Origin of the sequence: Sulfuricurvum sp. IAE1 (assembly GCF_004347735.1) — a bacterium.
Lineage (GTDB): Bacteria > Campylobacterota > Campylobacteria > Campylobacterales > Sulfurimonadaceae > Sulfuricurvum.
Window position 1 is genome coordinate 1 of sequence record NZ_SLTI01000063.1, and the last position, 26,512, is coordinate 26,512.

The following is a 26,512-nucleotide window of genomic DNA, read 5'->3' on the forward strand; positions in this document are numbered from 1 at the left end:
AACTTGTTTAACAACTTTGGGGCTTCTCAATAGTGAATAAAATGTGATAATATTTTATTCAACTATCGGATGCTGACACGAAGTTCTGAACAGTCTCGTAAAATTACTAATGCTTCTTTTGTAAAGTCCTTAGTCCGTTGTGGAATGGAAGGTTTTATACCAATCCGATAATGTATGCATCCCCACTTTATAGTTATAAGTATCAAGAATGAACTTTCTGATCCATTCTATACTTACTCCTGAATCGCGCATCTGAACAAGCTGTAGTTCAATCTTGTCCAACTCTTTGAAAATACCATTCTTATTTCTATTGCCGTGGTACTCGCGAATGTAGTTATCAACAATCACTTGTAATTCTCTAGGAGAATACGTATTTAAATCTATAATTTTTTTCTTTCTGAACATTCTGAACATTCCTACCTCACTCTAGTGAGTTGATGAAAAAATCATAACAAAATAAACTGAGGAAAAAATTCACTAGAGTGAAATATGCCCTCAAAATATACAGATGATTCTTTAGAAGAATTTCATCGCCGCATTGGTTTAAATGTCAAGCTAGCCAGAGAGCAAAAGGGCATTACACAACTTGAACTGTCCAATATGCTTGGATATAAATCAGTTTCAGTCGTCAGTAAAGCAGAATTATGTATTGAAAGAAAATACTTTGGCATTGATCATTTATACCAAATCGCCAAAGTATTGGATATAGATATTTGCGATTTGATTCGTACTGATTAGTTCTCATAACCCTGAAATCATACACGGAGATAAATAATGCTTCAAGCTTTCATTCGGGCTCTTATTTGCGCAAGTCAATGCAGAAAAGCTGTTAACCGTGACATTGCACCAAGTAATGAAATCCCACCGATCCCTCTAACAACAAAGCTCCGCCCCCTGATACCTTCTGAGGATGCCGATAAATATCATACGTACAGGCAGGCAATAAAAAATGGAATCAAGGAGCCTGGTGTTACCAATATTGCTATCTCCGGACCATACGGTTCTGGGAAGAGCAGTATTATCAAGACGTTCATCAAAAATCAAGAGAACAAAAGCGAGTATCTTCAAATTTCTCTTGCCAATTTTGAAGTCAAAGACGGCGACGTTGGACAGACGATCGAGAAAAGCGTACTGCAACAGATGTTTTATAAAGTCGAGAGTTCTAAAATTCCCTACTCCAAACTTAAGCGCATTATTGCACCCGAGAGTATGGTCATCAGCAAGTTGATTCTTTTTATCATGTCATTTTCAACATTGCTGTATTTGATGTTAAATCCGGAATATCTAGTTGGAATAATCGATAATACATGGATGCTGTACGGAACCGTATTCCTCTTTTTATTTATGGCGTTTTACGGATTTCATAGGGCCGCTGCATTACTCAAAAACATCAAGCTTTCAAAAATTGTAATTAAAGATGCCGAGTTTAATCTTGCCGGAGAGGGAGAGGGTGTTTCGCTGATCAATCGGCATTTAGATGAAATTATCTATTTTTTTGAAGCTACCGATTATAGGACTTTAATCATAGAAGATCTTGACCGTTTCGATAACGTGGCTATTTTTGAAAAGCTCAGAGAACTCAACACCCTTGTTAACAACAATGACAGAATCAAGGCGCTTAAGGGAAAAATCACCTTTATCTATGCAATCAAAGACAATTTCTTCATCGAGGAGAACCGCTCCAAGTTTTTTGATTTGATTGTACCCGTGGTGCCGTACATTAACGCAGCTGGTAATGCGAGAGATCCACTGGTCAGGGAATTACGTGGAGCAGGTATCGGCGATCGAGTTATATCAGATCAACTACTGAATAACGTGTCCAAATTTATCCATGACCATCGATTGCTTGTTAATATCGTCAATGAATATCTCGTTTACCTTAACGAGTTCAATCCTGGCCTTCAAGGGGAGAACAAAATCGATCTAGAAAAACTTTTTTGTATGATCGTATATAAAAACTTTTATCCGGCAGATTTCGCGGATTTGCACCAAAGCAAGGGGTGGCTGTACGATTTTTTCAATAAGAAGAAAAAATGTTTGCGTAAAGCTCTTATACAGAAAATTGATAGCGATATGGAGACCTTAAGGGTTAAAATAGAAGGGGCAGAAAAAGAGTTATTATCCGATGATATTGATTTGCGCGCGGCTTACATATCTAAAGTATTGCGTGATTCGAAAATAAATCCGACAAGTTTACAAATCAGCGGTGTGCATATGACTATAAAGGAGATTATAGAGGATCCGAATAAATTTGAAATCTTCGCGGCGGCGTCTTCGATTTCATTTCATAATACCAATTTTACACTTGTTACAGGATCTCTCGTCCAGAATGTTGCTATGTACAGGGAGCGTTTAATAAATATCCAGAATAAAGCAAAAATCCATTTCGAGGAGTTGAACCGGCAATATGCTGCACTACAAGAAAAACGGTCCCATGTTATCGGATTGAAAATGGCGGCTATGCTGAAAGAGAATTCATCGGAAGATGCTTTTAATGATCTCATTGTTCTTTATAGGAATGCCGGTTTTCATGGCAAAGCCCTTCGACATAAACTTGAATCCCCGAATATTCTTAAATACTTCATCAGGGAAGGGAAAATTTGCGAAGACTATGCGACTTATATCTCTTACTTTCATGAAGGTGGGGCACTGTCACGATCGGATAACGATTTTATTCTGAAAGTCATCGAAGGGCAGAAGGTTGATCCATTCTATTCCATAGATAAGCCGAAACTTGTGATAGAGGAGCTGGATAAATCCAAATTCCTCGACCCTGCCATACTGAATGTAGACATTGTAAACGAAATCTTTTCTTCGGCTGGCGAGTATAGAGATCACGCTGCTAATATTTTTAGAGTTTTGAAAGACCATACAACGGCGCAACATTTTATCCCTAAATATTTGGGTGATTATGGATCAAGACAAGCAGGTTTTATCCTTTATTTCGCAGAATACGATAAGAATTTTTGGAATCGCCTCGAAAGTTTTGGACTTGATCGGGATGAGCTGCTTTTTGTTTTGGAAAATATGTTTGAATTTTGTGAAAAGGATACAATCCTCTCCCAGGGTGATTTAATCATTGATTTCATCTATGAAGCCGGTGATTATCTATTCTCCAGACTGAATGAAAAGCAATCATCAATGCTTATGATGCTTTTACCGGAGATTGGACGAAAGTTTATCCGTATCGACAGGCCGATCGGAGGGATTGGCGAAAAACTCCTTTTTGATTGTATCTATGAATTCAATTTGTATGATCTCAACCCATACATGGTTGCATTGATGCTAAAAGTGGTCGATGGAAAGACATATGCTGAAGGCTTGCCAGATGAACAAATAGCCGAGTATTCAAATATATTTAGCTCTACGCTTGTCCGGCTTCAAGAGTATGTCGAAAAAAATATTGACGCCTACGTGCAAAAAATATATTTGTTGACACTGGATAACGAGGTGTATTCAGAATCATACGACAGCATCCTAAAATTACTCAATCATGAAACGTTAGACATCGGGCTCAAATGTACAATCGTGGAAAGCATGCAAACTGTGATTGAAAATATCGAAAAGATCAACTTCGACGAAGAAGTGTATTCTGCATTAATCTCTAAATTCAAGATCAGCCCGACATGGGGCAATATCTGTGAGTATATCAACAGCACTTCCCTATCTGTTCAGGATGACAAGGCGCTGATGGAATTTATTACCAATGAGGATATGGCAAAACAAATCGCTGCATCGGATAAAAAAATTCCAGATAATCTTGATGAAGAGCTTTTAGACAAAGCAATAATATTCAGCAGCTATACTGAATCGTCAATAATGCAAATTTACCGCTTATGCATCATGCCGTTTGAAGATATCTCCGACATAGGTGATGTATCGGCCAGAATAATAGTGGACGCCTTTAATGAAGGGTTTATCAGTGTAACGCGTGTTAATTTTGAATTCCTCCGTGAAGTTGAACCTAGCCTGCACATAAAACTTCTGGAACATGATTTTAAAAAGGCGATGGATTTTATCTTTGAGTTGGAATTTGATGAAAATGATGCAGCTAAAATATTGACGAGTGACAACATCAACATCATAGATCGCTATCAGTATCTTTGCGGACTGGACATTTCCAAATTGCCGGATGATCACAACATGACAGCAGCTATCGCGACAGTGGAATATGCGTTGAAAGACAATCCGATTGCCGCATACAAGGCAGAGCTGTTTGAGATCACCTCCAAGTCGTTACTTACAATCGATTCGAAAATCGAACTCTTCTTGAAGTATGCCGATAGCATGGCGAACGATGCAGTCTATCAGTTCCTTGCAGACCTTGGGGGGCAGTATGCCATGCTGATCCCCTCTGGCACAGGAACACGTCAATTCAACTTCGTTAAAAACAGATTGAATAAAAAACTATTTGAAGTTCTTCGCGAGCGGGATTTAGTTGGAAAAGTGGATGGGGATGGCGATAAGATCGCAGTCAATAAAAACAAGAATATGAGATAGATAGTGCTTACAAGTCACATTCCAATTCGTTAAAAATATAGACCTTAGAGAGTGAAAAAGTCTATAAATAAGTTGTTATTGGATAGACTTTTAGACATCGTAACTATTTACTTAATTTAAGGCAAAAAGTCGATAGTCTATATTTTTTTATAAAATCCCTGCAGCGGGCTTTACAAAGAGCTGGCACTGGCGAAAGTGACCGACGAGGCGAAGCTGATCGACGCTCTCGTCGCACACCCCCGCCTGATCGAACGGCCGGTTCTGATCGAGGGGAACCGGGCCGTGATCGGGCGTCCGGCGGAGAAAGTGATCGAATTTCTCGGCTAGGTCCGGAAGCGCGCGAGTTTGCCGTTGATGTGGGTTGTCCCCTGATCGAGGCGGAAGGCGACGTCGCTGATTTCGCGGATGCTCGTCGCATTGGACGCGGCCAGAAGATTGAGTGAATCGATCCGGCCGGAGATGAGACGCATCCCTTCGGTGAGGGTGATGAGGTGGGCGTTCGACTCGCGAACGCTTTGGGCGGCTACCGAAATGAGTTGCGAGGAACCGTTGATCATCTGCTGGACGTTCTGGGAATCGCGGGAAACGACGAGAATCGATCCGGCCGATTTTTCCATGTTTTTGCTCGTCCCCGTGATCGCATCGACGATCGTGCTGATCGTGCCGTTGATCCGATGAAGGCTCTCCTGCGTCCGCTCCGCCAGTTTACGCACCTCGTCGGCGACGACGGCAAATCCCCGCCCGTGCTCCCCGGCACGTGCCGCTTCGATGGCGGCATTGAGGGCGAGAAGGTTGGTCTGGTCGGCGATGTCGCCGATGATGTCGAGAATCCCTTTGACCTCCTGCGCTTCGGCCGAGAGGGTCTGCAGTTCGTTTGAGAGCTCCTGCTGCATCCGCGCGACCGTCTGGATGTCGTCGTTCATCCGCATGATTTCACCGTCGGCACGGATGAGAGTTGAGGAGGCTTCTTCCATTTTGGCGTTGGTGTCCCGCGCCGAGCGGGCTGATGTATCGACGATGGACTGAAGCGTGAGGATCTGCTCGTGGGTTTGGGCGATGTCGGAGGAGCCACTCTCGAGGCGGGTACGGATGGCGGCCGAGACGTTGTTGAGTTCCTGAGCGGTAGAGAGGCTTTCGGACGATGCGGTCTGGATGTCGCGGAGTATTTTTTGAAGTTCCTCCATCGAACCGTTCATATCTGATGCCGCGACGGAGAGCTCGTCGCTTCCCTCCGTACCGATCCGCTGGGTCAGATCGCCCGTTTTAAGGCGGTGGGCGATCAGGGCGATATCGGAAATTTTGGCCAGAAGGTCGCGGGTGATGAGGCGCAGGATGACGAAGACGACGATCATCCCCAGCGGAAGGGTGATCCCGATGAGGATGAGGGTCTGATTGAATTCGCTTTGGGCAGCAAGGTAGAGGCGCTCGGCGTTGGCGATCTGGAGTTCGATCAGCTCATCGAGCTGTTGGTCGGCGGGGGTGAGCGAGTAGGGAAAATCGCTCTGGATCAGGTCGAGGATCGCCATCAGGTCTTTTTTTGCGATCGCGGTTTCCAGCAGAGCGATCGAACGTTCGGCCCGTTCCATCGTCTCTTTCGCCTCTTCGAGCCGTTCGCGTTCGGCGGCGGTGAGGGAGCCTTGGGCATAGGTCTGCCAGGTGTGATGAAGGTGTGTTTTGGCTTTGTGCACCGCGACCGATGCGGCCGTGAAATCGCCGACCCCCTGCGAGAGGTCGGTTGCCGTTTTGAGGACGATGCCCCCGATATCGTTTTTACACGAGCGAAGCTGTTGCAACGGTGTGAGGCTCTGTTCGTGGATTCTGGAGAGCGACGCGTTGGAGAGGACCATCCCCAGAATCCCGATGCCGATGGCGATGATCGCAAAGAGCTGGGTCAAAGCGACGATGAGGGTGAGTTTTTGGCGGATGGAGAGACGTGAGGCGACCCGGAAAGGGCGGAGTGAGAGCATGGACGCACCTTGTGAAAAAGTGCGACAGTGTAAACCCCGCAGATTACGGTACGGTCACATCAATACGTTTTCCGGTCGGCTTTGGCGCTCCATTGCCAAAAGAGCCGCGCCGCTTCGGGGGTATCGATCGGCCGCAGGTCGAGCGCCGCGGCGGGATTGCCCAGCGCATCGTAAAAATGGCCGTCGTCAAACCCCGCTTCGGCGGCGTCTTTCGTCGATGCGCCGTAGTAAACAGTTTTGATCCGGGCCCAAAGGATCGCCCCGAGGCACATGGGACAGGGGTAGCAGGAGGTGTAGAGGATGCAGCCGGAGAGGTCGAATGTCCCAAGTGCCTCCGAAGCGCGCCGGATAGCGAGCATTTCGGCATGGGCGGTCGGGTCGTTTGCGGCGAGCACTTCGTTATGCGCCGAGGCGATGAGGGCTCCGTCTTTGACGACGACGGCCCCGAAGGGTCCTCCTTCGTTGCGCTCCATCCCCCGCCGGGCTTCTTGCGCGGCGAGTGCCATCCAACGGTCCATCAGGTTTTCCTAATCGGCTTTTGCGACGCAGGAGGGGGCGAGCAGCTCGGGGCGGTATTCGAAATGCATCGTGTCGTAGTGGTACCATCGCCCTCCCCAGATGAAGCCGTGTTTTTCGAAAATCCGCACGATTGAGAGGGGCATCGTGTTTTTGTACCCGATTTTTGCCGTTTCCGCGGAGGCTTCGTCTTTCCAGTACTGGGTCGTGGCGGGGGCGAGGTCGATCGCGATTCCGAAGCTGTGCATCGAGAGGCGGTCGGTGTCTTTGATGACGCGGTAGCAGTAGGTGGCGGCCCCTTCGGCCCAGATGCGCTCTTTTTTGGGGAGTTTGGCGATCTCCTGGCCGATGGCGTAGAGCTTTTTGTCGACTCCCCCGATACGGCTTACCTGCAGCTTTGCCTTCCCTTTGAGCGTCGGCCATTCGATCGTGACAAGGTTCTTTTCGATCTCTTTTTCGGTTTTGCCGTAAAGTGCCTGGAAAAAGGGCTGATACCGCAAGCGTCCCGGATCGAAGAGGTACGGCGGCGGCGTTTCACTGCCTCCGGCGTCGTAACGCTGTTCGAGTTGGGTCGCGAGGTCGGCGTTGTTGATTTTTTCGTCCCAGCTTCTTTTGGGGGCATCGGTACGCAAAGGGAACGACGTACCGTTTGCGAGGGTCAGTTCCCGCTCGTTCGCCGAAGCGACCAGGCCCGGATATCCTTCGACGTAACACTGCGGATTCCCCCACGCCAAAACGCTCAGCAACGTTCCCAAAATCCAAATCGTCCGCATCTGCACTCCTCGTTTGATTCCCTTATTTTAGCGAATGAGGACCAAAACGTTCTCATGCTTGGCGCGAATTTTCAGCCATGCTTCGATGTCTCGCCGTTCTTTGGCGGAGAGCTGGCGTACCGCTTGAACATTGAGCACCAACACGGTCGAGCTCCGGTTTTCATCGACGGCGGCGGGATCGTAGCTTTTGGAGAGGATCGCTTCGCGTATTTTCGGGAAAAGGGTTTTGAGTTCGGCGGGGACCGATTCAAAGAGGGTGTTTTGTTCGTCGTGCCGGCGCAGCTGTTCTTTGAGGGCTTCGATCTCCTTGCTCTGCGATTGAAGGGCGATTTGGCTCTTATGGTAGAGGTCGGTGATGATCCCCGTTTTGAGTTTCGAGAGGTCGATGTTCTGGCCGTTGGTGTTTTGGTAGACGTTGAGCGACGCTTTGCCCAACCCTTCGGGCCCCATTTCCGCGCGGATTTCGTTGAGTTTTTCTTGGGGGACGTATTCCCCGATGAGGAATACCTTGATCTCCCGGTTTTTCGGGTCGATTTTCACCTGCGCGACGTTGGTGGTTTTGAAGTTGAACGCCTGGGCGACGAACTGGGAAGCGCGGGCCTTGAACACCTCTTCGCCGACGAGGCGGTATGCCAGATACGAACTGGGCAGCAGGGTGATGAGGACGGCCGCGGCGATATAGCGCTGTGCTTTGAGGGCCAGGGCGGGATCGACGTACTTTTTTTCCGCCACGTTGAACGCCCGGACGACGATGAACGACGCCAGGGCGATGAAGACGAAGTTGATCGTATAGAGGTAAAAAGCCCCGAGGAAAAACTCCCAGTTTCCGCTTGAGAGGCCGAATCCCGCGGTGCACAGCGGCGGCATCAGGGCGGTCGCGATCGCGACGCCGGGGATGACGTTGGATTTTTCTTTGCGGGTGATGGCGACGATCCCCGCAAGCCCCCCGAACAATCCGATCAGAACGTCCCAGGCCGTCGGGGTGGTACGGGCCAGCAATTCCGAATGGGCGGTATCGAGCGGCGAGATCAGGAAATAAAGGGTGGAGGTGAGCAACCCTACCATCGTGGCGAAACTGAGGCTGACAAAAGAGCGGCGCAGCAGCGAGAAGTCGTTGATTCCCGCGCCGTATCCGATCCCCATGATCGGTCCCATCAGCGGGGATATGAGCATCGCCCCGATGATGACGGCGGTCGAGTTGACGTTGAGGCCGATCGAAGCGACGAAAATAGCGAACATCAAAATCCACAGGGTAGCCCCACGCATCTCGACTTCGCTGCGGATCCGCTCGTCGATCACTTCGTCATCGGCCATATCCTGCGTGATGCTGAGCCGTTCTTTGAGGATGGTTTTGAGATTTATCCATGTACGATGCTCGGTAGCGGTGTCCATCCGGCCTCCTTGTATGCTCTTGGGATCAATTATAGCCAACTATTCACAATCGCTTCACATCCGTTTGCGAAGATGACGCCATCTTGACACAGGAGCTTTCGATGAAACCTCTTTTTACCCTCACCGCGGCGATCACCGCTGCCGCTTTGATCTCTACGGCCGCCCAGGCGGACGGGCGTCGTCACCACGCTGTGCGCCATGCGCATCACGGAGTGCATCACCATGGTGCCGGTTGGGTCGTTCCGGTCGTGATCGGAGGAGTGATTGCGTACACGCTGGCCGATTCCGCCCGTTCGGCACTGCACGATACCCGGATTGTACGGGTTGAAGAGCGTTACGTTCCCCTTTACGAGGAGCGCTGGGAGTATTTCGGCGATTGCGACTGCAAACGCCGGGTGCTGGTCAAAATACGGTAGTTTTAGCGGGTTTACAACGAGCAAACGGTATAATTCCCTTTTCTAAAGAAAGGGGATGGAATGTTTTTTCCAAGTCTGGGACTGATCGCGACGACGAACGTCATTACCGTCGATATCAACGAAAACGTTCAAACGGCACTGAACCGGATGCATGAGCACAATCACCGCAGCGTTATCGTCGTCGACGGCCCCCAGCACTACATTCTGACCTCGAAAGACATTATCCGCCTGCGGCTCGAAGGGATCGGTTTTGACACCCCCCTTTTTAAGGTGCATCTTCGCCCCCTTCCCCTCATCAGCCGCGAAAGCAACATCGTCAACGCCCTGAACCTCACCAACGAACAGGATGAACACATTTGCGTCTGTAACGAGGACGGTAGCCTCTATGGGCTCGTGACGAACAGCGATATCATCAGCAGCGTCGATCCGCAGATCGTACTCGATTCCCTCCAGATCGGAACCTTGCTGGATAAAAAATACGGTTACAAAAGTTTTGCCCCCGATACGCCGGTCATCAAAATACTGGAGTACCTCAAAGACGCCCCGAACGATTGCGTCATCATTCAGAAAGACGGTTTTCCCGTCGGGATTCTCACCTCCAAGGATGTTTTGCGCCTGATCGAAAAAGAGAATCTGCAGACGCTCCCCGTCGAAACGGAGATGTCCTCGCCGGTCTTTACGCTGGGGACCCGTGCGTCGATCAACGACGGGCTGGAGTTTCTGAAAAAAAACCATTTCAAGCGGATCGTCGTCACGGACGATTCGGGGGCGGTCGTCGGGGTCGTAAACCAGCAAGACCTGATCGCCCGCACGTACCTGAAGTGGTCGCAGCTGATGCGGGATCACTTCAAACAGTTCGAGGAGCTGACGCAGGTGCTTCAGCAAAAAAACCTCCATCTCTCGAAGCTTGCGACAAAAGATGCCCTCACCGACGTGCACAACCGCCATATGTTCACGGAACTGTTCGCCAAAGAGGTGATCAACCTCAAACGCGACGGCGCGAAGCTGGTGTTGATGATGATCGACCTGGATTTTTTCAAGCGGATCAATGACACCTACGGCCACAATGTCGGCGACGAAACCCTCAGGATGTTTGCCGGGACCGTGTTGACGTGTATCCGCGAAAGCGACATTTTTGCCCGCTGGGGGGGAGAGGAGTTCGTCCTCCTCCTGCACGGTGCATCGGGGAAAGAGGCATACGACATCGGTGAAAAAATCCGCAAAAAGATCGAAACGACTTTTTTTGAGCAAGCCGGTCGCCTTACCTGCAGTATCGGTGCGGCGGAAGTGTTTGCCGACGACACGATCGAAAAGGCGGTCCATCGTGCCGACAACGCCCTCTATGCCGCCAAAGAGCGGGGTCGAAACACCACCGTCGTGTATGAGGGCTGAGCCATGAAGAACATACCGCTTGGTTCCCTGCTGGGACCGAAAAACGTATCGCTTCGAACCGACCGCTCGATTGCCGAAGCGCTCAAAATCATGTCCGAAAAAGCGATCAGCTCGGTTGTCGTGACCGATGCATCCGACCGTCCGGTCGGCATATTCACCGAACACGACGCGTTGCACGTCGTTGCCGACTCCCTTAACCCCGAAATCCCGCTGTCGGAGGTAATGACTCCCGATCCTTATTGCCTGGAGGAATCGGTACACCTGCACGATGCGTATCAGCTGATGGAGGAGAAAGGATTCCGCCATCTCGTCGTCGTGGATGGGTCGGGACGGTTCAAAGGGGTGGTCAGCGAGGGGGATTTTATCCGTCACCTCGGGTTTGAACACCTCACGAAACAAAAACGGGTCGCCGAAGCGATGAGCGACTCGCCGCTCATCGTCACCCCCGGGATGCCCCTTGCCGAGGCTGCGGCGCTGATGCACGAACGCCGGTGCGATTACGCGATTGTCCTGGAAGGGGGATGCCCCGGCGGTATCATCACCGAACGCGACATCGCCCACCACTACGCCCACGGCGAGAGCGTCGGCGACGAGCGGGTTGATCTGCTGCTGCGCCCCGAAGTTTGCACGGTCGATAAAAACATTTCGTTGCAGGAAGCGGCACTGCTGATGGAGCGTCACGGGGTCCATCAGCTGATCGTGACCGATTCGCACGGGGCGCTGGAGGGGCTGGTGAGCCGCCACGACGTTCTGCATGCCATGCACGGCGCCTATTTCGAGTTCCTGATCCGCACAATCGAACGCAAAAGTGCCGCCATTGCACGGATCAACGAGCGTAAACGGGAGCTGCGGAGCGAAAAAGAGGAGATCGAAAGAAGCACCCTCAAGCTCCGTAAACTTTTCGAGACCCTCCCTGATGGCGTCGTACTGATCGACAGCCGGACGATGCAGGCGGTCGAGTTCAACCGTTCGGCGTACGAACAGCTCGGTTACAGTGCCGACGAGTTCGCCGCTTTGCGGGTGAACGATTACGAAGCGGTCGAAAGCCCCGAAGAGACGCGTCGGCGTGTCGAGAAGATCGAGCGAGAGGGGAGAGACGCCTTCGAGACGCAGCATCGTACCAAAGAGGGGACGATTCTGGACGTCTGGGTCAACGTCGTGCTCGTCGATTTGGGCGGAGTCCCCCATATGATGGCGCTGTTTCGCGACATCACCGACCAAAAGCGCACCGAACGGGAAATCGACCGTGTTCAGGCGCTGGCCCGTATCGGGACGCTGGAATGGGACATCGTCAAAGACGAGATGTCCGGAAGCGATGAGAGCAGCCGTATTTTCGGGATTTCGCTCGATGACAAGCCTTCGGTGCAGGCGTTGCTCGCTTCGGTTGTCGAAGACGACCGCGAGCGGGTGACGCAGGAGTTGTACACCGCGATGAAAGAGGGGACGTACAACGCTATGTGCCGGATCGCGGTCGGGGACGGGACGATACGGTGGGTCGAGACGAACGCCGAATTCATTTACGACGAGAACGGGAATCCGGTCAAAGGAATAGGGATCGTGCAGGACCTGACCGAGCGGGTCTTAGCCGAAGAGGCGCTTCGTCGCAAGGATGCCGATCTCAACGCCGCTCAGGCGCTGGCCCATATCGGAAGCTGGCGGCTTGACGTCGGGCGCGATGTGCTCGAATGGTCCGAGGAGACGTACCGCATATTCGGAGTGAGTAAAGGGTCGCCGTTAAATTATGCCGCCTTTTTGTCGGCGATCCACCCCGACGACCGCGAAAAGGTCGATTACGCGTGGCGCGCCGCATTGCAGGGGGCGCCGTACGAAATCGAGCACCGCATCGTCGTTGACGGCGAGATCAAATGGGTCCGCGAAAACGCCCAGCTCGAAGCCGACCGGGAGGGGAACCTGATCGCTGGGGTCGGAACGGTGCAGCTCATCACCGAGCGCAAACTCTACGAAGAGCGGCTCGAATCCCTTGCCAACTACGATCCGTTGACGGGATTGGCCAACCGCGCGCTGCTGATGTCGCATTTGCAAAACGCCATCGAACAGGCCAGACGTTCCAAGGATGAGATCGCCCTGATCATGTTCGATCTCGACCGGTTCAAGGACATCAACGACAGCTACGGCCACAGCGCCGGAGACGAACTGCTGCGCCACGTTGCGCAGCAGTTCACGTCGCGCCTTCGCGAGGGGGATATGATCGCCCGGCTCGGAGGGGACGAATTCGCCGTGGTCCTCGAAAACCTTTCCCACCCCGAGGATGCGGGGCGGTTGGCCGAAGAGATGATCGGGATGCTCGGGATCGATTACAAACTCTCCGGCGGCGCGCTGATCCATGTCGGTGCCAGTGCGGGGATCGCCCTTTTCCCCCACCACGGGGACGATGCGTTTACCCTCTTGCAGCATGCGGATGCGGCGCTGTATAAATCCAAAGCCGAAGGGCGGGGGACTTATTACTATTACACCGACGAGCTCACCGCTTCGGCGCGTAAACGGATCGAATGCGAGAGTTATCTGCGCCGGGCGATCGCCAACAACGAATTTGAACTCTACTATCAGCCGCAGGTTCATCTTGGGACCGGACGGATCGTCGGGGCCGAGGCGCTGATCCGGTGGAACGATCCCCATCGGGGGGTCATCACCCCCGATCAGTTTATTCCGATCGCGGAAGAGACGGGGCTGATCCGCGAGATCGGCGAATGGGTGCTGGGCGAAGTGTGCGCGCAGGGGAAAGTGTGGTTGGACAAAGGACACCGCATTACGCTGGCGCTCAACCTCTCGGCCCACCAGGTACGCTATCAGAATATCGTCGCTCTTGTCGAAGAGGCGCTTAGAAAAACCGGTTACGATCCCAAACGCCTTGAACTGGAGCTGACCGAGAGTACGCTGATGGAACGCCAGGAGGAGGCGGTGGCGATGCTCCATGCGTTGCGGGCCCACGGCATACGCCTCGCGATCGACGATTTCGGGACGGGGTATTCGTCGCTGTCGTACCTCAAGCGGTTCCCGATCGACGTGCTGAAAATCGACAAGAGTTTCGTGGACGACCTCCCCTACGATCCGGATGATATGGCGATCGTCGCCGCCATCGTGGCGATGGCCCAGGCACTTGGATTCCAGGTGTTGGCCGAGGGGTGCGAACGTGAAGAGCAGATCACCTTCTTGAAAGAAAAAGGGTGCACGATGTACCAGGGATTTTACAAAAGCCCGCCGCTAAGAGCGGCGGAGTTCGAAAAGCTGTTATTTTAGGGTATCGACGTAATCGGCGACCGCTTTGAGGTCTGCGTCGGAGAGATCGGCGAGGGAGGCCTGCATCGTCGCTTTCTGTTCCCCCCCGAACGTCCCGTTCTTATAGCCGCTCAGTTTGGCGAGCGTCCCTTTGGCTCCGGCGAGCGGTTTCCCCGCAACCGAAACGTCTTTGCCGTCTCCCCCATGGCACTCGGCGCATTTGGCGCCGTAAATCTTCATCCCCTGGGACGCCGACAAAACGGTTCCCCCCATCAGTAATGCGAAAACGATCCGATTCACTTTCTCTCCTTTTTCGGCGGATGGATTATTCTATCACAACTTTCGGGCCATTTCGGCCAGCCCCATCACGATTTCAAACGCGATCAGAACGATGATGATCCATTCGAGGAATTCGCTTTTTTTGTGGTTGATGATGTCCATGACGAGCATGACGTCCTCTTTGATCTGCGAGAGTTTCGAGAGTGCCGTTTCATGCCGGTCGTAGAGTTCGAGGATAAAGGCGATCCGCGTATAGAGCGCTTCGGCCTCCTCATTGTCCCAGAGTATGTTGGGCTTGTCGAGCAGAAGGAGGTTGCTGACCATGTCGTGGCGGGTGAGGGCGAGCCGTTTGGCGAACTGCATCAGGCGGCTGCGCCGGGTGAACGAATAGGTATGGATCGATTCGACGATCCTGCGGCTCTGGGCGAAGAGGGAATTGAGCCTTTTCTCGTATTTCTCCAGCCCCACGCTCTGCGATACGGCCAGGGCGATGACGTTGAGATTGAGGGTTGAAATTTCGCGCAGGCGGATCGCCTCGTTGTCGACGCGAAACGGCTCGGCGAGGGAAGGGTCGATGTGAATCGGGTAGTCCTGGGTGAGGAACTCTTCGTGGTCCTCCATCGAAATTCCCAGAACCGCCAGCGCATCGAGGAGGGTTTTTTTCTCCTCGGCGATAAGGGTCAGGACGCCAAAGGGTGCCAGCACGACGTGCAGCGCGTCGTTGCGGCCGTAGTAGCCGTTTTCGATTCCGCGGCTCATCGTGATGTCGAGAGCGTATTCGAGCATCGACGTGCTGAGGGGACGGTTGAGATAGAGCGAAAGGAGATTCATAAGCGACCCTTTAACCGAAATTTAGCCACCTTTATTGTATCATCTCCGTATTATAATGAGGTGAGTATGCGCAACACAATAGCAGTCGGATTGATCAGCCTGGGACTCGGATGGAGCAGCGCCGCCGCGGACGTTTCGGAGATGATTTTTTACCCCGAACCCGATTTCGCGGAAGGGATCTTCCATTTCAACTACCAGGGCGAAAAAAATAAAAACTACGGGTTCATGTTCGAAAAAGGGTTCGATCCCGAACGGATCGTTTACGTCCGCCCCGCGGAGCACCGCATCGAAAAGCTCCGCGACGGATCGCTCAAAGTGTCGTTTAGCAACACCGACCGCTATTCATACCTGCAGCGGGCGTATCGGGACGATTTTCTCGTCTCCGATGAAAAAGGGATCGTCAAAATTCTCCTCAGCGGCGGCGACTGCAAATCGAGTTCGGACTGCGTGACCGCCGAGAACATCCTGACCGTCAATATCCCCAAAGGGTACGGTGTGCGGAGCTACCAGGGGCTCGATCAGGACCTTAAACCGCTGAAAAATCCGCAGTGGCAGCGCAAGGGGAATACGTACACCCTTACCGCCCGCGACGTCAAAGGGGCATGCATCATGATGGAGCTTGAACGGCTCAAGCCGGGACAGGCACCGACCCATCCGGCGATGGCATCGGCCGCGGCGATCAAGCCCGCAGCCAAGCCGGCCGCGAAAAACGAAGCGCCGCTTGCGGCCCCGATCAAAGGGCCTTCGGAGGGTGACCTGAACGTTGCCGAAGTCGAAACGCCGGCGCATGCGCCGCAGGTTCCGCGGGAGCCTGAGCCCGAAGTACGCCCTGTTGCCGTCGCTGCGCCCAAAGTGCAGGAACCCAAACCGCAGGTTGCGGTTGAAGCGCCCAAAGCCGAAGAAAAACCGGTTGTTCGAAACGATGCCCCGGCAGCCTATTTCCGCAATTTCCAGCTGTTTGAAAACCGTTCGGTGGTCGCGCTAAACGAAGAGGGGAAAGCCCGCCTCAACGAATGGGTCCGCCAATTCCGCGCCGGAGGGTATCAGTCGGTGATTATCAACGCCTATACCGACAGCATCCCGCCGCAGCGGCTCAAACATCTCTACGCAACGAACGAAATCCTCTCCGCCGCGCGTGGAAAAGTCGTTGCCGATTACCTCATTGCGCAGGGGATCGACGCGTCGCGCGTGAGCGTCAACGGCAAGGGAGCGCTCGATCCCGTCGCCTCCAACGACACCGAAGAGGGGCGCTCCAAAAACCGCCGCATCGAGTTCGTTCTCCGCTGATTTTTCTTCTCTTCCGCTTCCCCTTTAGGGGAGCTGTTCGTATAAATCAAACAGATCGATATCGTCCGGCAGCCGCGTCCGCCCGTCACGGTGGGAGCGGGTGTAGGCCACGAGGCGCTTGAAGTGCTTGCGCAGATGGTAGGCATCGGGGACGTTGGGGCGGAACCAGTCCCCTTTGGCGCTGAAAAGCCAGTCGATCACCCCTTTGACATCAAGGAGGCTGTAGCCGTGGGCGTCGATGAGCAGTTTGATCTGTTTGGCCCAGCTCATGACGTCGAAGGGCTCTTCGAACTGCGGATCGATCGAGGCGAGGCGGCGGATGAAATACTGCGCCATTTCGAACTCCTCGCCCGAGGGCTTGGCCTCTTCGAGTTCGCGCGACGCGACTGCGGGGAGTGCTGAAGCTTCTTTACGTGCCCAGCGCTCGAATTCGGCTTTCCAGTCAAACGATCGGCGGTTCTGCGATCGGTGGTAGAGGTTGAAATCCTCGAATACGTCGCGGCGCAACCCTTCACGGTCGCACAGCTCCAGCGCAAACGCGTGCAGCTCTTCGAACGCTTCGTTGGAGAGGTTGAGGTAATAGTTGCTGTCGACGTATTCGCTTGCGGCGGCTGCGGGAAGCGGCGGGGGCTCCTGCGAGAGCGGCGCGAAGGTATAGCGCATCATCATCCCCTCGGGGGTTTTGCGCCGGGCGGAGACGAGAATCCCTTTTTTCACCAGTGAATCGAGCGCTTCGACCACTTCGCGGGGGCTGTGGCGCAGAGCCGCGGAGAGCCCGGAGGCTTCGATTTCCCCCGGTTTTTCCCCCCATTTTTGGGTATGCAGGGCGATGAGGGGGAGGAGCGCGCGCTCAAGCAGGCTCAGATCGTTGCGTTCGATCAGTGAAGCGGGGAGGAGGATCATGATTTCAGAAGCCTACCCTTGAGGGGGGCGGCGATCGCATCGGTGCGGGAGCGTTCGCGCCGGAGGATTTCGTTGGCGTATTCGTTCATGACCCGCGCTTCAAAAAGGCTCCGATCGAGCGACACATAATCGTAAATCCATTTTTTCCCGAGGATTTTGACGACGTTGATGTCGGTTTCATCCAGCAGGGGTTTCTTCTCGCCCTCCCGGCGGATCGAGGTGAAGCGGATCGCTTCGAAGCGCTCCAGGGCACTTTTTTCGGCATTGCGTTCGAGCGTGACGTTGCGTCGCAGATCGTACATCAGGCGATAGAGGTTTGCGGTCCTCTCTTCGGCCTCGCGCTCGATCGGGGTCCGTGACTCCTCTTCGAACTCGGCGGCGACCTGCGCGATTTTTTCAAACCCGTTTTTAAACGCCATCCCTCCGCCCGAGAGGCGGCGGAAAAATTCGCGGTACTGCGAAGGATGGATATGGCGTACAAGATCGGCCACGTGGGCACGGAGGTTGATGTCCTCTTCGATCTTGAAATATTCCATCAGCGAAGTGACGAACTGGGCGCGGATCTGGTCTTCGGTGTGTCGTTGCATGACGTAAGTATAGCATCCCCACGTAAAAGAAACATGAAGCGCCGATGAGGGCGTGTAACCCAAATGTGACCGACAGAGGGTATTATTCCGTGCGTATGCGGTTTTATGAACAAAAAAATGCTCAAAACAAGATATACTTTTTTACCACGTTTCCAAACCCGGCTCGTCTATTTTTAACGAATGCCGGCGGATCGTTCAGCTCCCTCAGAGGCGGTCAGTATTGCCGACGTTAAAAGAACAGCTTAAACAGCGTCTTCGCGACAACGATCCGGCTTACCGTTATTACAAATCGATTTTCAACCTGGTCAGCGACCTGATCGCCCTTAGCGACGGAGAACGGATTATCGACGCCAACAGCCGTTTTACCTCTTTTTTCGCACGGGCGGGAGAGGATGTCTTTGCCCCCGATTTTGTACTCTCCCGCCATTTCGAGCCGATCGACAAATACGGTTACGTCTATGAGGGGTACGAAGGGAAACGATGGTTCGAGCACGTGCTGTCGAATCAAAAAGAGCACTACCGGGTTGGAATCGTTGCCGAAGACAAGCTTCATTCGTTCAATATCGCCCTCGCCGCACTCGAACCCGTCGAGGGGATTTACGTGATCACGATGACCGACATCACCGAAATGATCGGGTACAAAAACAGTCTCGAAGAGGGGCTTAGAAACAGCGTCGAAGACAAACGCGAGGCCGAGTTTCTGCTCCGGCAGTACGATTACGCGATGAACGTATCGAATCTGGTCTCCCGCAGCGATCCGGACGGAAATCTCACTTATGTCAACGATGCGTTTTGCGCGGTTTTGGGATACGACCGCGAGGAGCTGATAGGGGAGAACGTCCTTGTTTTGTGCCCGCCGGACGTTCCGGATTCGAGGAAAAAGGGGAGTTGCTGCGACACCTGGCGCGTGACGTCGTCTTTTTGTCGCTGAACGCATCGGTCTCCTCGCACCGTGCGCACGCGGGGGCGAGGACGATCGGCCAGGACGAAGCGAGCTGCATCGTGTACGGGATGCCCAAGGTGGCATACGAGCTCGGGGCGGTCGAACGGCAGCTGCCGCTGTCCAAAATTGCCGAGGGAATTGTGCAATCGCTCTGAATTCTCAACGAAAATAAAGTAAAATTATACGGGCGTTGTTGCGATGCCCCAATTTGCACCGAAAGAGTCTCATGCTCACGATCAACGAAACGGTTATCCCCGAAGGGGACGAGGAACTCGGCGATAACCTGCTGTATTACGATTACAATATCGACCACATCCTCTCGCTCGAAGCCAAGGGGCTGACGATGGAGGACGAGGGGTACGTCAGCGCGTACCGTTCGTTCGAGGGGGAAGTGTACGAAAACTACATTTACGAGAAACTGCTGCGCTTTGCGGCCAACGAGCCGAAAATCAAGAGCTTTATCATCAAAGGTCCGCATAAACACCGCACCCGCGCCCGCAGCGACGCACTCTCGGTGAGCTGGAAAGGGCAGATTATCTACCGCGCCCGCCACAAGGAGATCGGCGAATTCGACGGATTGTTGTTCACCGACCGCGAACTCTATTTCGTCGAGATGACGCTGGTCAAATCGGTCAGCAACCTCAAAAAGCGGCTCCGGAAAAAGCGGGCGCTGCTGGAGGTGCTGTTTCCCCGTTACAAAGTCAAAGCGCTGCTGGTCCTCAATGAAGGGGCGACGGGAACGTCCGAACTCCCCGATTACGCGTCGGTCTGGATCACCAAGCCCTACAGCGCGCGCCATATCCTCGACCGTCTCAGCGCCCGGGCCCCGCGTGCGCCGATGCGCCGGGTCGAGAGTGCCAAGATCGCCCATGCCGAGGAGATCAAAACCGCCTCGTTCAAATATTACGCGACCCTCACCTGGATGCTGCGCTCCCTGCGGGGCAAAGACCCGATCGATCTGGAGTTTTTCCGCCGCAGTTCGACCCAGCGCTATCACGACATCTACACGAAAGTCTACGTCGGGTACCTCCCGATCGCCGAGTTCAAGCGCCTGGCTCCGGGTGCGGTGAACGCCGAGAGTAAAGCCGACCGCGCCGTCGTCGCGATCGAGAAAGACCACAGCGGGGGCTATTTTCTCACCTATTTCGTCCGCCATTCGGCGAAAAAGCTCGATAACGTCACTCTCGCGGGGGGTGCGTGCAAAATCGTCAAAAAAGATCCCTTCGGGATTACCCTGACCGAGATGAATCATCTCGACCGCGTCATGGGAGACGAGTTTCTCCTCACCCCCGAACAGCACAGCCGCCTCGAAGCGCTGATCCCGACGATCCGGCACAAATAACCGTTAATCGTTAATTATCCTTTTTTGCCTTATACTTTCGGCAACACAAAAGTATAAGGGATTATTATGAAAAAGGTTATCATTACGTGCCTCGCCGCATTGAGCCTCTGGGGCGCTCCCTACAAAGTCGGCCAGTCGGTCATGCCGCTGGACCTGAGCGACCAGTTCGGGAAAAAGCACGCCCTCAAGGCGATGCCAAAAACGCTGATCATGGCATTTGAAAAGGGGACGGGCGCAACCGTCAACGAGTACCTGGCCGAACAGGAAAAAGGGTACCTTGCCAAAAACAAGGCCGCTTTCGTCGCCGATATCAGCCAGATGCCCCCCTTTATCACCGAAACCTTCGCCCTTCCCAAAATGCGTAAATATCCCCATACCGTCCTGCTCATACGTGACGAAGAGCAGGGGCTCCGCTTCCCCGGAGAAGACGGGAAAATCACGGTCATGAAGTTTCGCGGCAATTTTCTGACCAGAATCGAATTTATCGAAAGCGCCGCCGAGCTCAAAAAAGCGATCGAGCAGTGATCACCCCGATCAAGGCGCTCCGTAAGAACCGTTTCAAGACGGCTCTCATTTTTGTGAGCATGACCGTCTCGATTGCGGCGATATTCCTCATCAGCGCGATCTCGGGCGGGGTGGTAAGCATGTACAGCGCAATGCTCAAAACCGACGGGGATGTCATCGTGACCCAAAAAGGGATCGCCGATACTTTTTTCAGCGACATCAACCGTTCGCTTGTTTCGCCGATCGCCGCAATGGAGGGGGTGCGCGAAGTGAGCGCGATGATCCTGGGGGCCGCCCCGGTCGATCCGCTCCCCATCGTGGGAATCTACGGGGTCAGCGAAAACCGCTTCAAAAGCTACGCCCTCAAACAGGGGAGCTATCCAAAAGCGGGGGAAGTGATGCTGGGATCGAAAATCTATGAGACCCTCAAGCACCCCCGTACGATTACCCTCTCCAAACAGGAGTTCAAGGTGAGCGGCGTCTTTAAAAGCCGGATCGGTTTCGAGGACGGGGGGGTCGTGATGAACCTCGATGAGGGGGGTAAAATCTTCCATAAAAGTGCGTCGATTTTCCTTATAAGCCTCGAGGACCTTGGGAAAAGCGACACTATCACGGCTGCCGTAAACGCCCTCAATCCGCAGATCGAAGCGAAAACGACGGAGAGTTTCATCGATTCGTACAACCAGTTCAAAATCATCCAGACCAGTTCGGAAGTCATCGGGGCAATGGCGTTTTTGATGGGGATCTTGGGGATCGTGAGCATGATGAGCATGGTGGTCAACGACCGCAAAGCCGAGTTTGGGATCATGCGTTCCATCGGCCTCTCGTCCGCAACGATCATCGCGAAACTGATGTGGGAGACGCTGATTATCGCTTTGGCCGCGTTCGTCGTCGCATGGGGGATCTCGGAAGGGGTGTTGGAGCTGATCGAACACGCCGAAAAATTCCAGGGGTATATCAACGGCGAGATCACCGGCCCTTTGCTGCTTAAAGTGTTCGTCGTTTCCGTCGCGATGGCGCTGGTCGGAACGCTTATGCCCGCGATATACGCTTCCCGGATCGATCCGATGAGTCTGATACAGCGGGGGGGAGCATGAGAATCGAAGCGCAAAATCTCGAACACTACTACGGGAAAGAATACGTTTTGCGGGGGGTCGATCTCTCCATCCCCGCGGGGAAATTCATCGCGATCATCGGGGAAAGCGGCAGCGGGAAGACCACCCTTCTCTCGATCCTCTCCACGCTGCTGCGTCCCACTTCGGGGAGCGTGACCTACGAGGGGCAGACCCTCGATGAGGTCGGGAATATCGATGCTTTTCGCCGCCGCAACGTCGGTTTCGTGTTTCAGTTTCACTACCTGATCTCCTACCTGAGCCTGCGCGAGAACGTCGCCCTCTCCGCACTGGACGAGACGCTCATCGACCCGCTCATGGATCGGCTGGGAATCTTGCGCCTCGCGGGGCGCTACAGCGACGAAGTCTCCGGGGGAGAGCGCCAGCGCGCGGCGATAGCCCGGGCGCTTATCAACCGCCCTTCGGTCGTTTTCGCCGACGAACCGACCGGGAACCTCGATACGAAAAACGCGCTGGGAGTATACGAACTTTTCCGCGAGTTTTCGCAGAGCGGAACGGGTTTTATCGTCGCGTCTCACGACAAGAAGATCGCCGATTTCGCCGATACGATCATCGAAATGGAGGACGGCATTGTTACGAAAATTTCTTGACGACCGGCTCCCGCTCCAGCTGCTGTGGCTGATCCTTGGGCTTTTCGCGGGGCTCGTGTATGCCCTGGAGATGGTGGGGCTCGAAGCCTCGCAGACCCTCCTCTCCCCCGAGCGGGCCCGTTCGCTCCACATCTCGCAGATGCTGTACGGATTTTTTCCGTTGCTGTTGTCGCTGTTGCCGTTTGCACTGTTTGAAAAAGAGGGGGTCCTCAGCGAAAGGGCGTTGGCCCATCTGGGGCGCTATTTCGTCGTCTGGAACCTCTTTTTGCTCTTTATGAGCATGGCGATTTTGTTCGGCAACATCCGCGGACTGCCGTTTTACGATTTCCCCTACGAGCTTAATTTCCTGCTGGCATTCAGCGGCCTTTTTTACCTCCTCGCGCTCCTTGACGCCCTGCGCCGTTACGAGAAACGCCCCGTGTGGGTCAACGTTTCGCTTTTTGCCGTCATCGCCGCACCGATCGCGCTGGTGGTGTTGATGAACCCCCAGTACGGGCAGGTCGAAAAGAGCCTGATCGGCCCCCACGGGGACAATACGCTGGGGATGAGTTTTACCCTGATCCCGATTTACTACCTGCTGATCAAGCTGGTCGCGCGTAAGGAATTCCGTCCCCGTTGGCACTGGCTGTGGATCGTTCCGCTGGGGGGGTATATCGTCTCGCTGGTGATCCGGAACTTTGTCCACCCCCTGAGCTATAACGAGGAGTGGTTTTTTCAATATCTCACCCTGTTGTATCTGCCGCTGCTGTGGGTCTGGCTGCGGGATGCCGGGGTGACGTTCGCCGCCAACCCCTACCTGATCCTCTCGATCGCCGCGTTCGTCTTCGTGGACGTGCAGGGGAATATCCTTTTCATCCCCGAACTGCGCGAACTGATCCATCGTAACGATCTTGTCGTGGGACACGCCCATATCGCGATGGGGCTGGGGGTGGCGTTTATGGCCCTCTCCATCGCCCATCATCTCCTCCCTGAGCTTTTCCGACGCGTCCATGCGATAGTGTGGACGGCCCTGATGGCGGCGATGGCGGGAGTGCTCAGCGTCGCCGGGCTCATTGAAGCGGGGCTGGTGGATGGAACGGTCGAGCCGATGCTGATCGCGCGTTCAGCGGCCGGAGCGGCACTGCTGGCAATGGTGATCGCGTTGGCATACGAGCGGCTGGCGCTGCGTTTGAATACCCCATTGCGGCTCTATCACGCGATCGGATTCGTCGGCGATGCGGGAGGGGGGATCGTGCTGCTCATCGGCGGAGGGGTTCTCTTCGAACTGCTCGGATTCCGTTTTACCGGGACGTTCGAATACGTCGTGTTCGCGTTCATGATCGGCACCGGGTTGGCCCACTGGGCGGGACTGCACGGTGAGGCCGAGCGGTTCGCGGATTTCACCGCACAGGTGCGGGCCGTCTGTGCATCGGTGTTTGCCGCCTTGTATATGACCGGAACCCTCGATGCCCTGGCCTTGCTGGTCGCGGTCTACGACGGGGCGTTTGCCCTGCTGTACTGGCTGTTTCTGCGGAGTCGTGCATGAACTGGCTTGTGATCGTCCTCTCCTCGCAGCTGCTCTATTATCTCCTCATCGCGCAGACGGGAGTGGTGGGGGCGTTCGATTCGCACATCCACGACCTTTTCACCCTCCCGATCGGCGGGATCGTCGGGGCTTTGCTCAGCGCCTACTGGCGTCATCATGAGGTGCGCCAGGAACTCTATTTTCTCTTCGGCTCACAGATCATCGTCTCGTGGTTCTACCCTAACTATTCGCTGGGGATGCTGCTGGTGCTGGGATTCGTGGTAGGGTATACGACGCCGCTGATGCTTTATCTCTTCGGTAACCAAAGCCGCCTGCATCTGGCCGTCGGGCTGGCGATTTCGTATGCGGCGGGGACGGCATTTTATACCTACCCCTACGCTGAGCGGGACGTGATCGCCGTCGTACTCCCGGCAATTTCGGTAGCGGCCCTCTTTTTTGCCCGTACCGGAACGATTCCGCGCCCGAAGTCGCGGACGTTCGATTGGCCCGGAGTGGGGGTGATGATGTTGTGGATCTTTGCCGATTCGGCGCTGTTTGAAACCCTCAGCCGCTCCGGGGACATGGACATCTGGAGCGAGTACACGCTGCTCATTGTCACGTCCCACCTGCTGGGGGTCTATCTGGCCTACCGTTACGGGCACGAGCTGATGTCGCAGACCCGAACCGTCTGGGTGTTATTCATCCTGAGTTATCTGCTTTACTGGATTCGGCAGCCGATCGTACTGGCATTTGTCTATCCGGTCGTCATTTCGTACTATAATGTTCTTTTGTTTCAAAAACTGGTGGCGATGCGGGACATTCGGCTGATTGCCCTGTCAATGGTGGGTGTGGGCTGGATCGCCGCTTCGGCGGCAAACGGCGTGGCCCTTGGCCAACAGCTTTGGATTGCCGCAGCCGTGTTGGGGCTCTTCGCCCTCGTTTATCCATTTATTTTCAGGAGGTATGCATTATGAAAAAATCGTTGTTGGGGACACTCTTGCTGGCCGCATCGCTCAGTGCCGGGACTCTGGGGTTTGAGTCGGGGGTGATCAAAGCCCATACGGAAGTTTTCGGGGACAGCTCTATCGACCCGATGTTCAAAAAAGCCCATTCGAAGCTTTCGATGGATGCGGAGCCTTCCACGTTGCGCGGCGTGATCGAAGTGAGCATCGGCGATTTTATCAGCGACAACAAAAAACGCGACGCCAACATGTACGAAGCGATGGAATCGGACAAATTCCCCAAAGCCTCTTTCGAGATCAAGGAGGTTGTTGCCAAAGGGGGGGATAACTATCTTCTCAAAGGGACGATGAACCTGCACGGCGTCGTAAAAGCGATGAATTTCGAAGGAACCGTCGCCGAAGAGGGCGGCAAGGTCCGCATTAAAGCCAAAAGCGCGATGAAAATGTCCGATTTCGGAATCCAGCCTCCGAAAATGGTGTTTCTCGTCGTCCGCGATCAGGTCGATTTGAACGTCGACGTGGTGTTGAAACGGTAAACTTCCCCGATCGCGAGGATCCGGGCCGCGTCAGCCGTCCCCTCGCGTTTTACCAGCTCTTTGAACCACGCCAAAGGCTCATCCAGCGGTTCGTCGGAGAGGCGGAACGTCCCGTAATGGATCGGGATGAGCGTGCGGGCTCCCAGATCGCGAAACGCCTGCAATGCTTCGGGCGGGTTGAGATGATTGGGACGCATGATCGCCTCGGGGCGGTAGGCCCCGATGGGCAGAAACGCTTCGCTGATGGCAAAACGCTCCGCAATCTCCCCGAAATGTTCGCCATACCCCGTGTCCCCCGCATGATAGAGGGTGTGGTCGCTGTTTTGGATCACGTATCCTCCCCAGAGTGCCTTGTTGGTGTCAAAAGGGGTCCGCTTGCTCCAGTGCAGGGCAGGGACGAGTGTGATGAAAAGGCCGCCGACCATCAGCGATTCCCACCATTCCAGTTCAAAACACCGCTCTCGGGCGATATCGTTTTTCAGATAACGCCAGAATCCCTGGGGTGCGACGATGATTGTTTCGGGATTGCGCCGCAGCAGCTCGAGGCCCGAGCGCTTGTCGAAATGGTCGTAATGGGCGTGGGTGATGAGGACCAGATCGGCGAGGAGACGTTCACGCGGGACCGGGAGCGGGGTATGGCGGCCGTACATCGGTATTCCTCCGAAAACCGGATCGATCGCGACGGTCGTACCGCCCACGTTCAGCCACAGCGTGGCGTGTCCAAGCCACATGGCATACTCGCCCTCTGGCAGGGCATCGCGGTAATCGACGGCAGTAGGCGCTTCGTCTGCGGGTGCGGATGCGAAGCGTTTGGAAATCTGCCATTTGAGGATCGTGCGCAGTGAGATGCGCGGCGAGGTATAACGCTCCATTGTGCCCCTTTTTGTTTGGTTTAATTGTACCAAAAGGGGCAAGGGA

26 protein-coding genes are annotated in these 26,512 nt (G+C 54.1%); 16 read left to right on the forward strand and 10 right to left on the reverse strand.

All coding sequences use genetic code 11. From position 1 onward, the window contains the following. Positions 1 to 129: 129 nt before the first annotated feature. On the reverse strand, positions 130 to 405 hold the full coding sequence (locus tag E0765_RS11165; RefSeq protein WP_132813313.1) for a hypothetical protein: 276 nt from the start codon (positions 403 to 405) through the stop codon (positions 130 to 132). An 84-nt stretch (positions 406 to 489) separates the two neighbouring features. Between E0765_RS11165 and E0765_RS11170 the strand changes: the two genes are divergently transcribed. From E0765_RS11170 to E0765_RS11180, 3 genes are all read left to right on the forward strand, one after another. Then, positions 490 to 738: a helix-turn-helix domain-containing protein gene (locus tag E0765_RS11170; protein WP_132813314.1), complete on the forward strand. Its 249-nt coding sequence runs from the start codon at positions 490 to 492 to the stop codon at positions 736 to 738. A gap of 36 nt (positions 739 to 774) precedes the next feature. Next, positions 775 to 4,500, forward strand: coding sequence for a hypothetical protein (locus E0765_RS11175; protein ID WP_132813315.1), 3,726 nt, complete (start codon positions 775 to 777; stop codon positions 4,498 to 4,500). A gap of 180 nt (positions 4,501 to 4,680) precedes the next feature. Further along, the gene (locus E0765_RS11180; RefSeq protein ID WP_132813316.1) at positions 4,681 to 4,827 is read left to right on the forward strand and encodes an ArsC/Spx/MgsR family protein; all 147 of its coding nucleotides are present in this window, start codon (positions 4,681 to 4,683) and stop codon (positions 4,825 to 4,827) included. On the opposite strand, the gene E0765_RS11185 is transcribed toward E0765_RS11180, so the two are convergent. The 4 genes from E0765_RS11185 to E0765_RS11200 are packed head-to-tail and all read right to left on the reverse strand — an operon-like array spanning position 4,824 to position 9,148. After that, complete coding sequence (locus E0765_RS11185; protein WP_132813317.1) at positions 4,824 to 6,467, reverse strand: methyl-accepting chemotaxis protein; 1,644 nt, start codon at positions 6,465 to 6,467, stop codon at positions 4,824 to 4,826. The two genes, E0765_RS11180 and E0765_RS11185, sit on opposite strands and share 4 nt — an antisense overlap. 59 nt (positions 6,468 to 6,526) lie before the next feature. After that, entirely contained in the window at positions 6,527 to 6,985 is a 459-nt protein-coding gene (locus E0765_RS11190; RefSeq protein WP_132813318.1) for a nucleoside deaminase, read from the reverse strand. Between the two features lie 9 nt (positions 6,986 to 6,994). Then, positions 6,995 to 7,756: a M15 family metallopeptidase gene (locus E0765_RS11195; RefSeq protein ID WP_132813319.1), complete on the reverse strand. Its 762-nt coding sequence runs from the start codon at positions 7,754 to 7,756 to the stop codon at positions 6,995 to 6,997. Positions 7,757 to 7,783: 27 nt separating this feature from the next. Continuing rightward, the gene (locus E0765_RS11200; RefSeq protein WP_132813320.1) at positions 7,784 to 9,148 is read right to left on the reverse strand and encodes a DUF389 domain-containing protein; all 1,365 of its coding nucleotides are present in this window, start codon (positions 9,146 to 9,148) and stop codon (positions 7,784 to 7,786) included. Positions 9,149 to 9,249: 101 nt separating this feature from the next. Between E0765_RS11200 and E0765_RS11205 the strand changes: the two genes are divergently transcribed. Genes E0765_RS11205 through E0765_RS11215 form a run of 3 tightly spaced genes read left to right on the forward strand, consistent with a single transcriptional unit; the run spans position 9,250 to position 14,214 of the window. Further along, positions 9,250 to 9,564, forward strand: coding sequence for a hypothetical protein (locus E0765_RS11205; protein ID WP_132813321.1), 315 nt, complete (start codon positions 9,250 to 9,252; stop codon positions 9,562 to 9,564). Positions 9,565 to 9,624: 60 nt separating this feature from the next. After that, positions 9,625 to 10,956, forward strand: a complete 1,332-nt coding sequence (locus E0765_RS11210) for a diguanylate cyclase (RefSeq protein ID WP_132813322.1) — start codon at positions 9,625 to 9,627, stop codon at positions 10,954 to 10,956. Between the two features lie 3 nt (positions 10,957 to 10,959). Beyond that, positions 10,960 to 14,214, forward strand: a complete 3,255-nt coding sequence (locus E0765_RS11215) for an EAL domain-containing protein (protein WP_132813323.1) — start codon at positions 10,960 to 10,962, stop codon at positions 14,212 to 14,214. Here the strand turns inward: E0765_RS11215 and E0765_RS11220 are convergent. Both E0765_RS11220 and E0765_RS11225 read right to left on the reverse strand, forming a co-directional pair. Further along, a complete protein-coding gene (locus E0765_RS11220; RefSeq protein WP_255417911.1) occupies positions 14,206 to 14,493 on the reverse strand; it encodes a c-type cytochrome in 288 nt (95 codons plus the stop codon). The genes E0765_RS11215 and E0765_RS11220 overlap by 9 nt on opposite strands. A 33-nt stretch (positions 14,494 to 14,526) precedes the next feature. Continuing rightward, entirely contained in the window at positions 14,527 to 15,303 is a 777-nt protein-coding gene (locus E0765_RS11225) for an RMD1 family protein (protein WP_132813324.1), read from the reverse strand. Positions 15,304 to 15,369: 66 nt separating this feature from the next. Here E0765_RS11225 and E0765_RS11230 point away from each other — a divergent pair, with 66 nt between their 5' ends. After that, complete coding sequence (locus E0765_RS11230; RefSeq protein ID WP_132813325.1) at positions 15,370 to 16,590, forward strand: OmpA family protein; 1,221 nt, start codon at positions 15,370 to 15,372, stop codon at positions 16,588 to 16,590. Positions 16,591 to 16,614: 24 nt separating this feature from the next. Here E0765_RS11230 and E0765_RS12585 read toward each other — a convergent pair whose 3' ends face one another. Together E0765_RS12585 and E0765_RS11240 are read right to left on the reverse strand one after the other, a co-directional pair. After that, positions 16,615 to 17,493 carry a hypothetical protein gene (locus tag E0765_RS12585; protein WP_188109942.1) on the reverse strand — a complete coding sequence of 293 codons (879 nt, stop codon included), beginning with the start codon at positions 17,491 to 17,493 and terminating at the stop codon, positions 16,615 to 16,617. Then, on the reverse strand, positions 17,490 to 18,080 hold the full coding sequence (locus E0765_RS11240; protein ID WP_132813326.1) for a hypothetical protein: 591 nt from the start codon (positions 18,078 to 18,080) through the stop codon (positions 17,490 to 17,492). Before E0765_RS11240 ends, E0765_RS12585 begins: the two co-directional genes overlap by 4 nt. A 220-nt stretch (positions 18,081 to 18,300) precedes the next feature. Between E0765_RS11240 and E0765_RS11245 the strand changes: the two genes are divergently transcribed. The 9 genes from E0765_RS11245 to E0765_RS11285 all read left to right on the forward strand — a co-directional run bounded on the left by E0765_RS11245 (position 18,301) and on the right by E0765_RS11285 (position 25,594). Next, complete coding sequence (locus E0765_RS11245) at positions 18,301 to 19,011, forward strand: PAS domain-containing protein (protein ID WP_132813327.1); 711 nt, start codon at positions 18,301 to 18,303, stop codon at positions 19,009 to 19,011. Next, on the forward strand, positions 18,969 to 19,178 hold the full coding sequence (locus tag E0765_RS11250) for a chemotaxis protein CheB (RefSeq protein ID WP_165921750.1): 210 nt from the start codon (positions 18,969 to 18,971) through the stop codon (positions 19,176 to 19,178). Before E0765_RS11245 ends, E0765_RS11250 begins: the two co-directional genes overlap by 43 nt. 71 nt (positions 19,179 to 19,249) lie before the next feature. Then, positions 19,250 to 20,365: a hypothetical protein gene (locus E0765_RS11255; protein WP_132813329.1), complete on the forward strand. Its 1,116-nt coding sequence runs from the start codon at positions 19,250 to 19,252 to the stop codon at positions 20,363 to 20,365. A gap of 66 nt (positions 20,366 to 20,431) precedes the next feature. Next, positions 20,432 to 20,890, forward strand: coding sequence for a hypothetical protein (locus E0765_RS11260; RefSeq protein WP_132813330.1), 459 nt, complete (start codon positions 20,432 to 20,434; stop codon positions 20,888 to 20,890). After that, entirely contained in the window at positions 20,887 to 21,966 is a 1,080-nt protein-coding gene (locus E0765_RS11265) for an FtsX-like permease family protein (protein WP_132813331.1), read from the forward strand. The genes E0765_RS11260 and E0765_RS11265 overlap by 4 nt, the downstream gene beginning before the upstream one ends. Continuing rightward, positions 21,963 to 22,592 carry an ABC transporter ATP-binding protein gene (locus E0765_RS11270; protein ID WP_132813332.1) on the forward strand — a complete coding sequence of 210 codons (630 nt, stop codon included), beginning with the start codon at positions 21,963 to 21,965 and terminating at the stop codon, positions 22,590 to 22,592. The genes E0765_RS11265 and E0765_RS11270 overlap by 4 nt, the downstream gene beginning before the upstream one ends. Beyond that, complete coding sequence (locus E0765_RS11275; RefSeq protein WP_165921751.1) at positions 22,573 to 24,117, forward strand: cbb3-type cytochrome c oxidase subunit I; 1,545 nt, start codon at positions 22,573 to 22,575, stop codon at positions 24,115 to 24,117. Before E0765_RS11270 ends, E0765_RS11275 begins: the two co-directional genes overlap by 20 nt. Then, positions 24,114 to 25,070, forward strand: coding sequence for a hypothetical protein (locus E0765_RS11280; protein ID WP_132813334.1), 957 nt, complete (start codon positions 24,114 to 24,116; stop codon positions 25,068 to 25,070). Before E0765_RS11275 ends, E0765_RS11280 begins: the two co-directional genes overlap by 4 nt. Further along, on the forward strand, positions 25,067 to 25,594 hold the full coding sequence (locus tag E0765_RS11285; protein WP_132813335.1) for a YceI family protein: 528 nt from the start codon (positions 25,067 to 25,069) through the stop codon (positions 25,592 to 25,594). Before E0765_RS11280 ends, E0765_RS11285 begins: the two co-directional genes overlap by 4 nt. On the opposite strand, the gene E0765_RS11290 is transcribed toward E0765_RS11285, so the two are convergent. After that, the gene (locus tag E0765_RS11290) at positions 25,555 to 26,466 is read right to left on the reverse strand and encodes an MBL fold metallo-hydrolase (protein ID WP_132813336.1); all 912 of its coding nucleotides are present in this window, start codon (positions 26,464 to 26,466) and stop codon (positions 25,555 to 25,557) included. The genes E0765_RS11285 and E0765_RS11290 overlap by 40 nt on opposite strands. Between the last annotated feature and the right edge of the window lie 46 nt (positions 26,467 to 26,512).

Coding starts and splice junctions, on each gene's coding strand:
- E0765_RS11165 (WP_132813313.1), bottom strand. CDS start 405: ATGTTCAGAAAGAAAAAAATTATAGATTTAAATACGTATTCTCCTAGA.
- E0765_RS11170 (WP_132813314.1), top strand. CDS start 490: ATGCCCTCAAAATATACAGATGATTCTTTAGAAGAATTTCATCGCCGC.
- E0765_RS11175 (WP_132813315.1), top strand. CDS start 775: ATGCTTCAAGCTTTCATTCGGGCTCTTATTTGCGCAAGTCAATGCAGA.
- E0765_RS11185 (WP_132813317.1), bottom strand. CDS start 6,467: ATGCTCTCACTCCGCCCTTTCCGGGTCGCCTCACGTCTCTCCATCCGC.
- E0765_RS11190 (WP_132813318.1), bottom strand. CDS start 6,985: ATGGACCGTTGGATGGCACTCGCCGCGCAAGAAGCCCGGCGGGGGATG.
- E0765_RS11195 (WP_132813319.1), bottom strand. CDS start 7,756: ATGCGGACGATTTGGATTTTGGGAACGTTGCTGAGCGTTTTGGCGTGG.
- E0765_RS11200 (WP_132813320.1), bottom strand. CDS start 9,148: ATGGACACCGCTACCGAGCATCGTACATGGATAAATCTCAAAACCATC.
- E0765_RS11205 (WP_132813321.1), top strand. CDS start 9,250: ATGAAACCTCTTTTTACCCTCACCGCGGCGATCACCGCTGCCGCTTTG.
- E0765_RS11210 (WP_132813322.1), top strand. CDS start 9,625: ATGTTTTTTCCAAGTCTGGGACTGATCGCGACGACGAACGTCATTACC.
- E0765_RS11215 (WP_132813323.1), top strand. CDS start 10,960: ATGAAGAACATACCGCTTGGTTCCCTGCTGGGACCGAAAAACGTATCG.
- E0765_RS11225 (WP_132813324.1), bottom strand. CDS start 15,303: ATGAATCTCCTTTCGCTCTATCTCAACCGTCCCCTCAGCACGTCGATG.
- E0765_RS11230 (WP_132813325.1), top strand. CDS start 15,370: ATGCGCAACACAATAGCAGTCGGATTGATCAGCCTGGGACTCGGATGG.
- E0765_RS12585 (WP_188109942.1), bottom strand. CDS start 17,493: ATGATCCTCCTCCCCGCTTCACTGATCGAACGCAACGATCTGAGCCTG.
- E0765_RS11240 (WP_132813326.1), bottom strand. CDS start 18,080: ATGCAACGACACACCGAAGACCAGATCCGCGCCCAGTTCGTCACTTCG.
- E0765_RS11255 (WP_132813329.1), top strand. CDS start 19,250: ATGCTCACGATCAACGAAACGGTTATCCCCGAAGGGGACGAGGAACTC.
- E0765_RS11260 (WP_132813330.1), top strand. CDS start 20,432: ATGAAAAAGGTTATCATTACGTGCCTCGCCGCATTGAGCCTCTGGGGC.
- E0765_RS11270 (WP_132813332.1), top strand. CDS start 21,963: ATGAGAATCGAAGCGCAAAATCTCGAACACTACTACGGGAAAGAATAC.
- E0765_RS11280 (WP_132813334.1), top strand. CDS start 24,114: ATGAACTGGCTTGTGATCGTCCTCTCCTCGCAGCTGCTCTATTATCTC.
- E0765_RS11285 (WP_132813335.1), top strand. CDS start 25,067: ATGAAAAAATCGTTGTTGGGGACACTCTTGCTGGCCGCATCGCTCAGT.
- E0765_RS11290 (WP_132813336.1), bottom strand. CDS start 26,466: ATGGAGCGTTATACCTCGCCGCGCATCTCACTGCGCACGATCCTCAAA.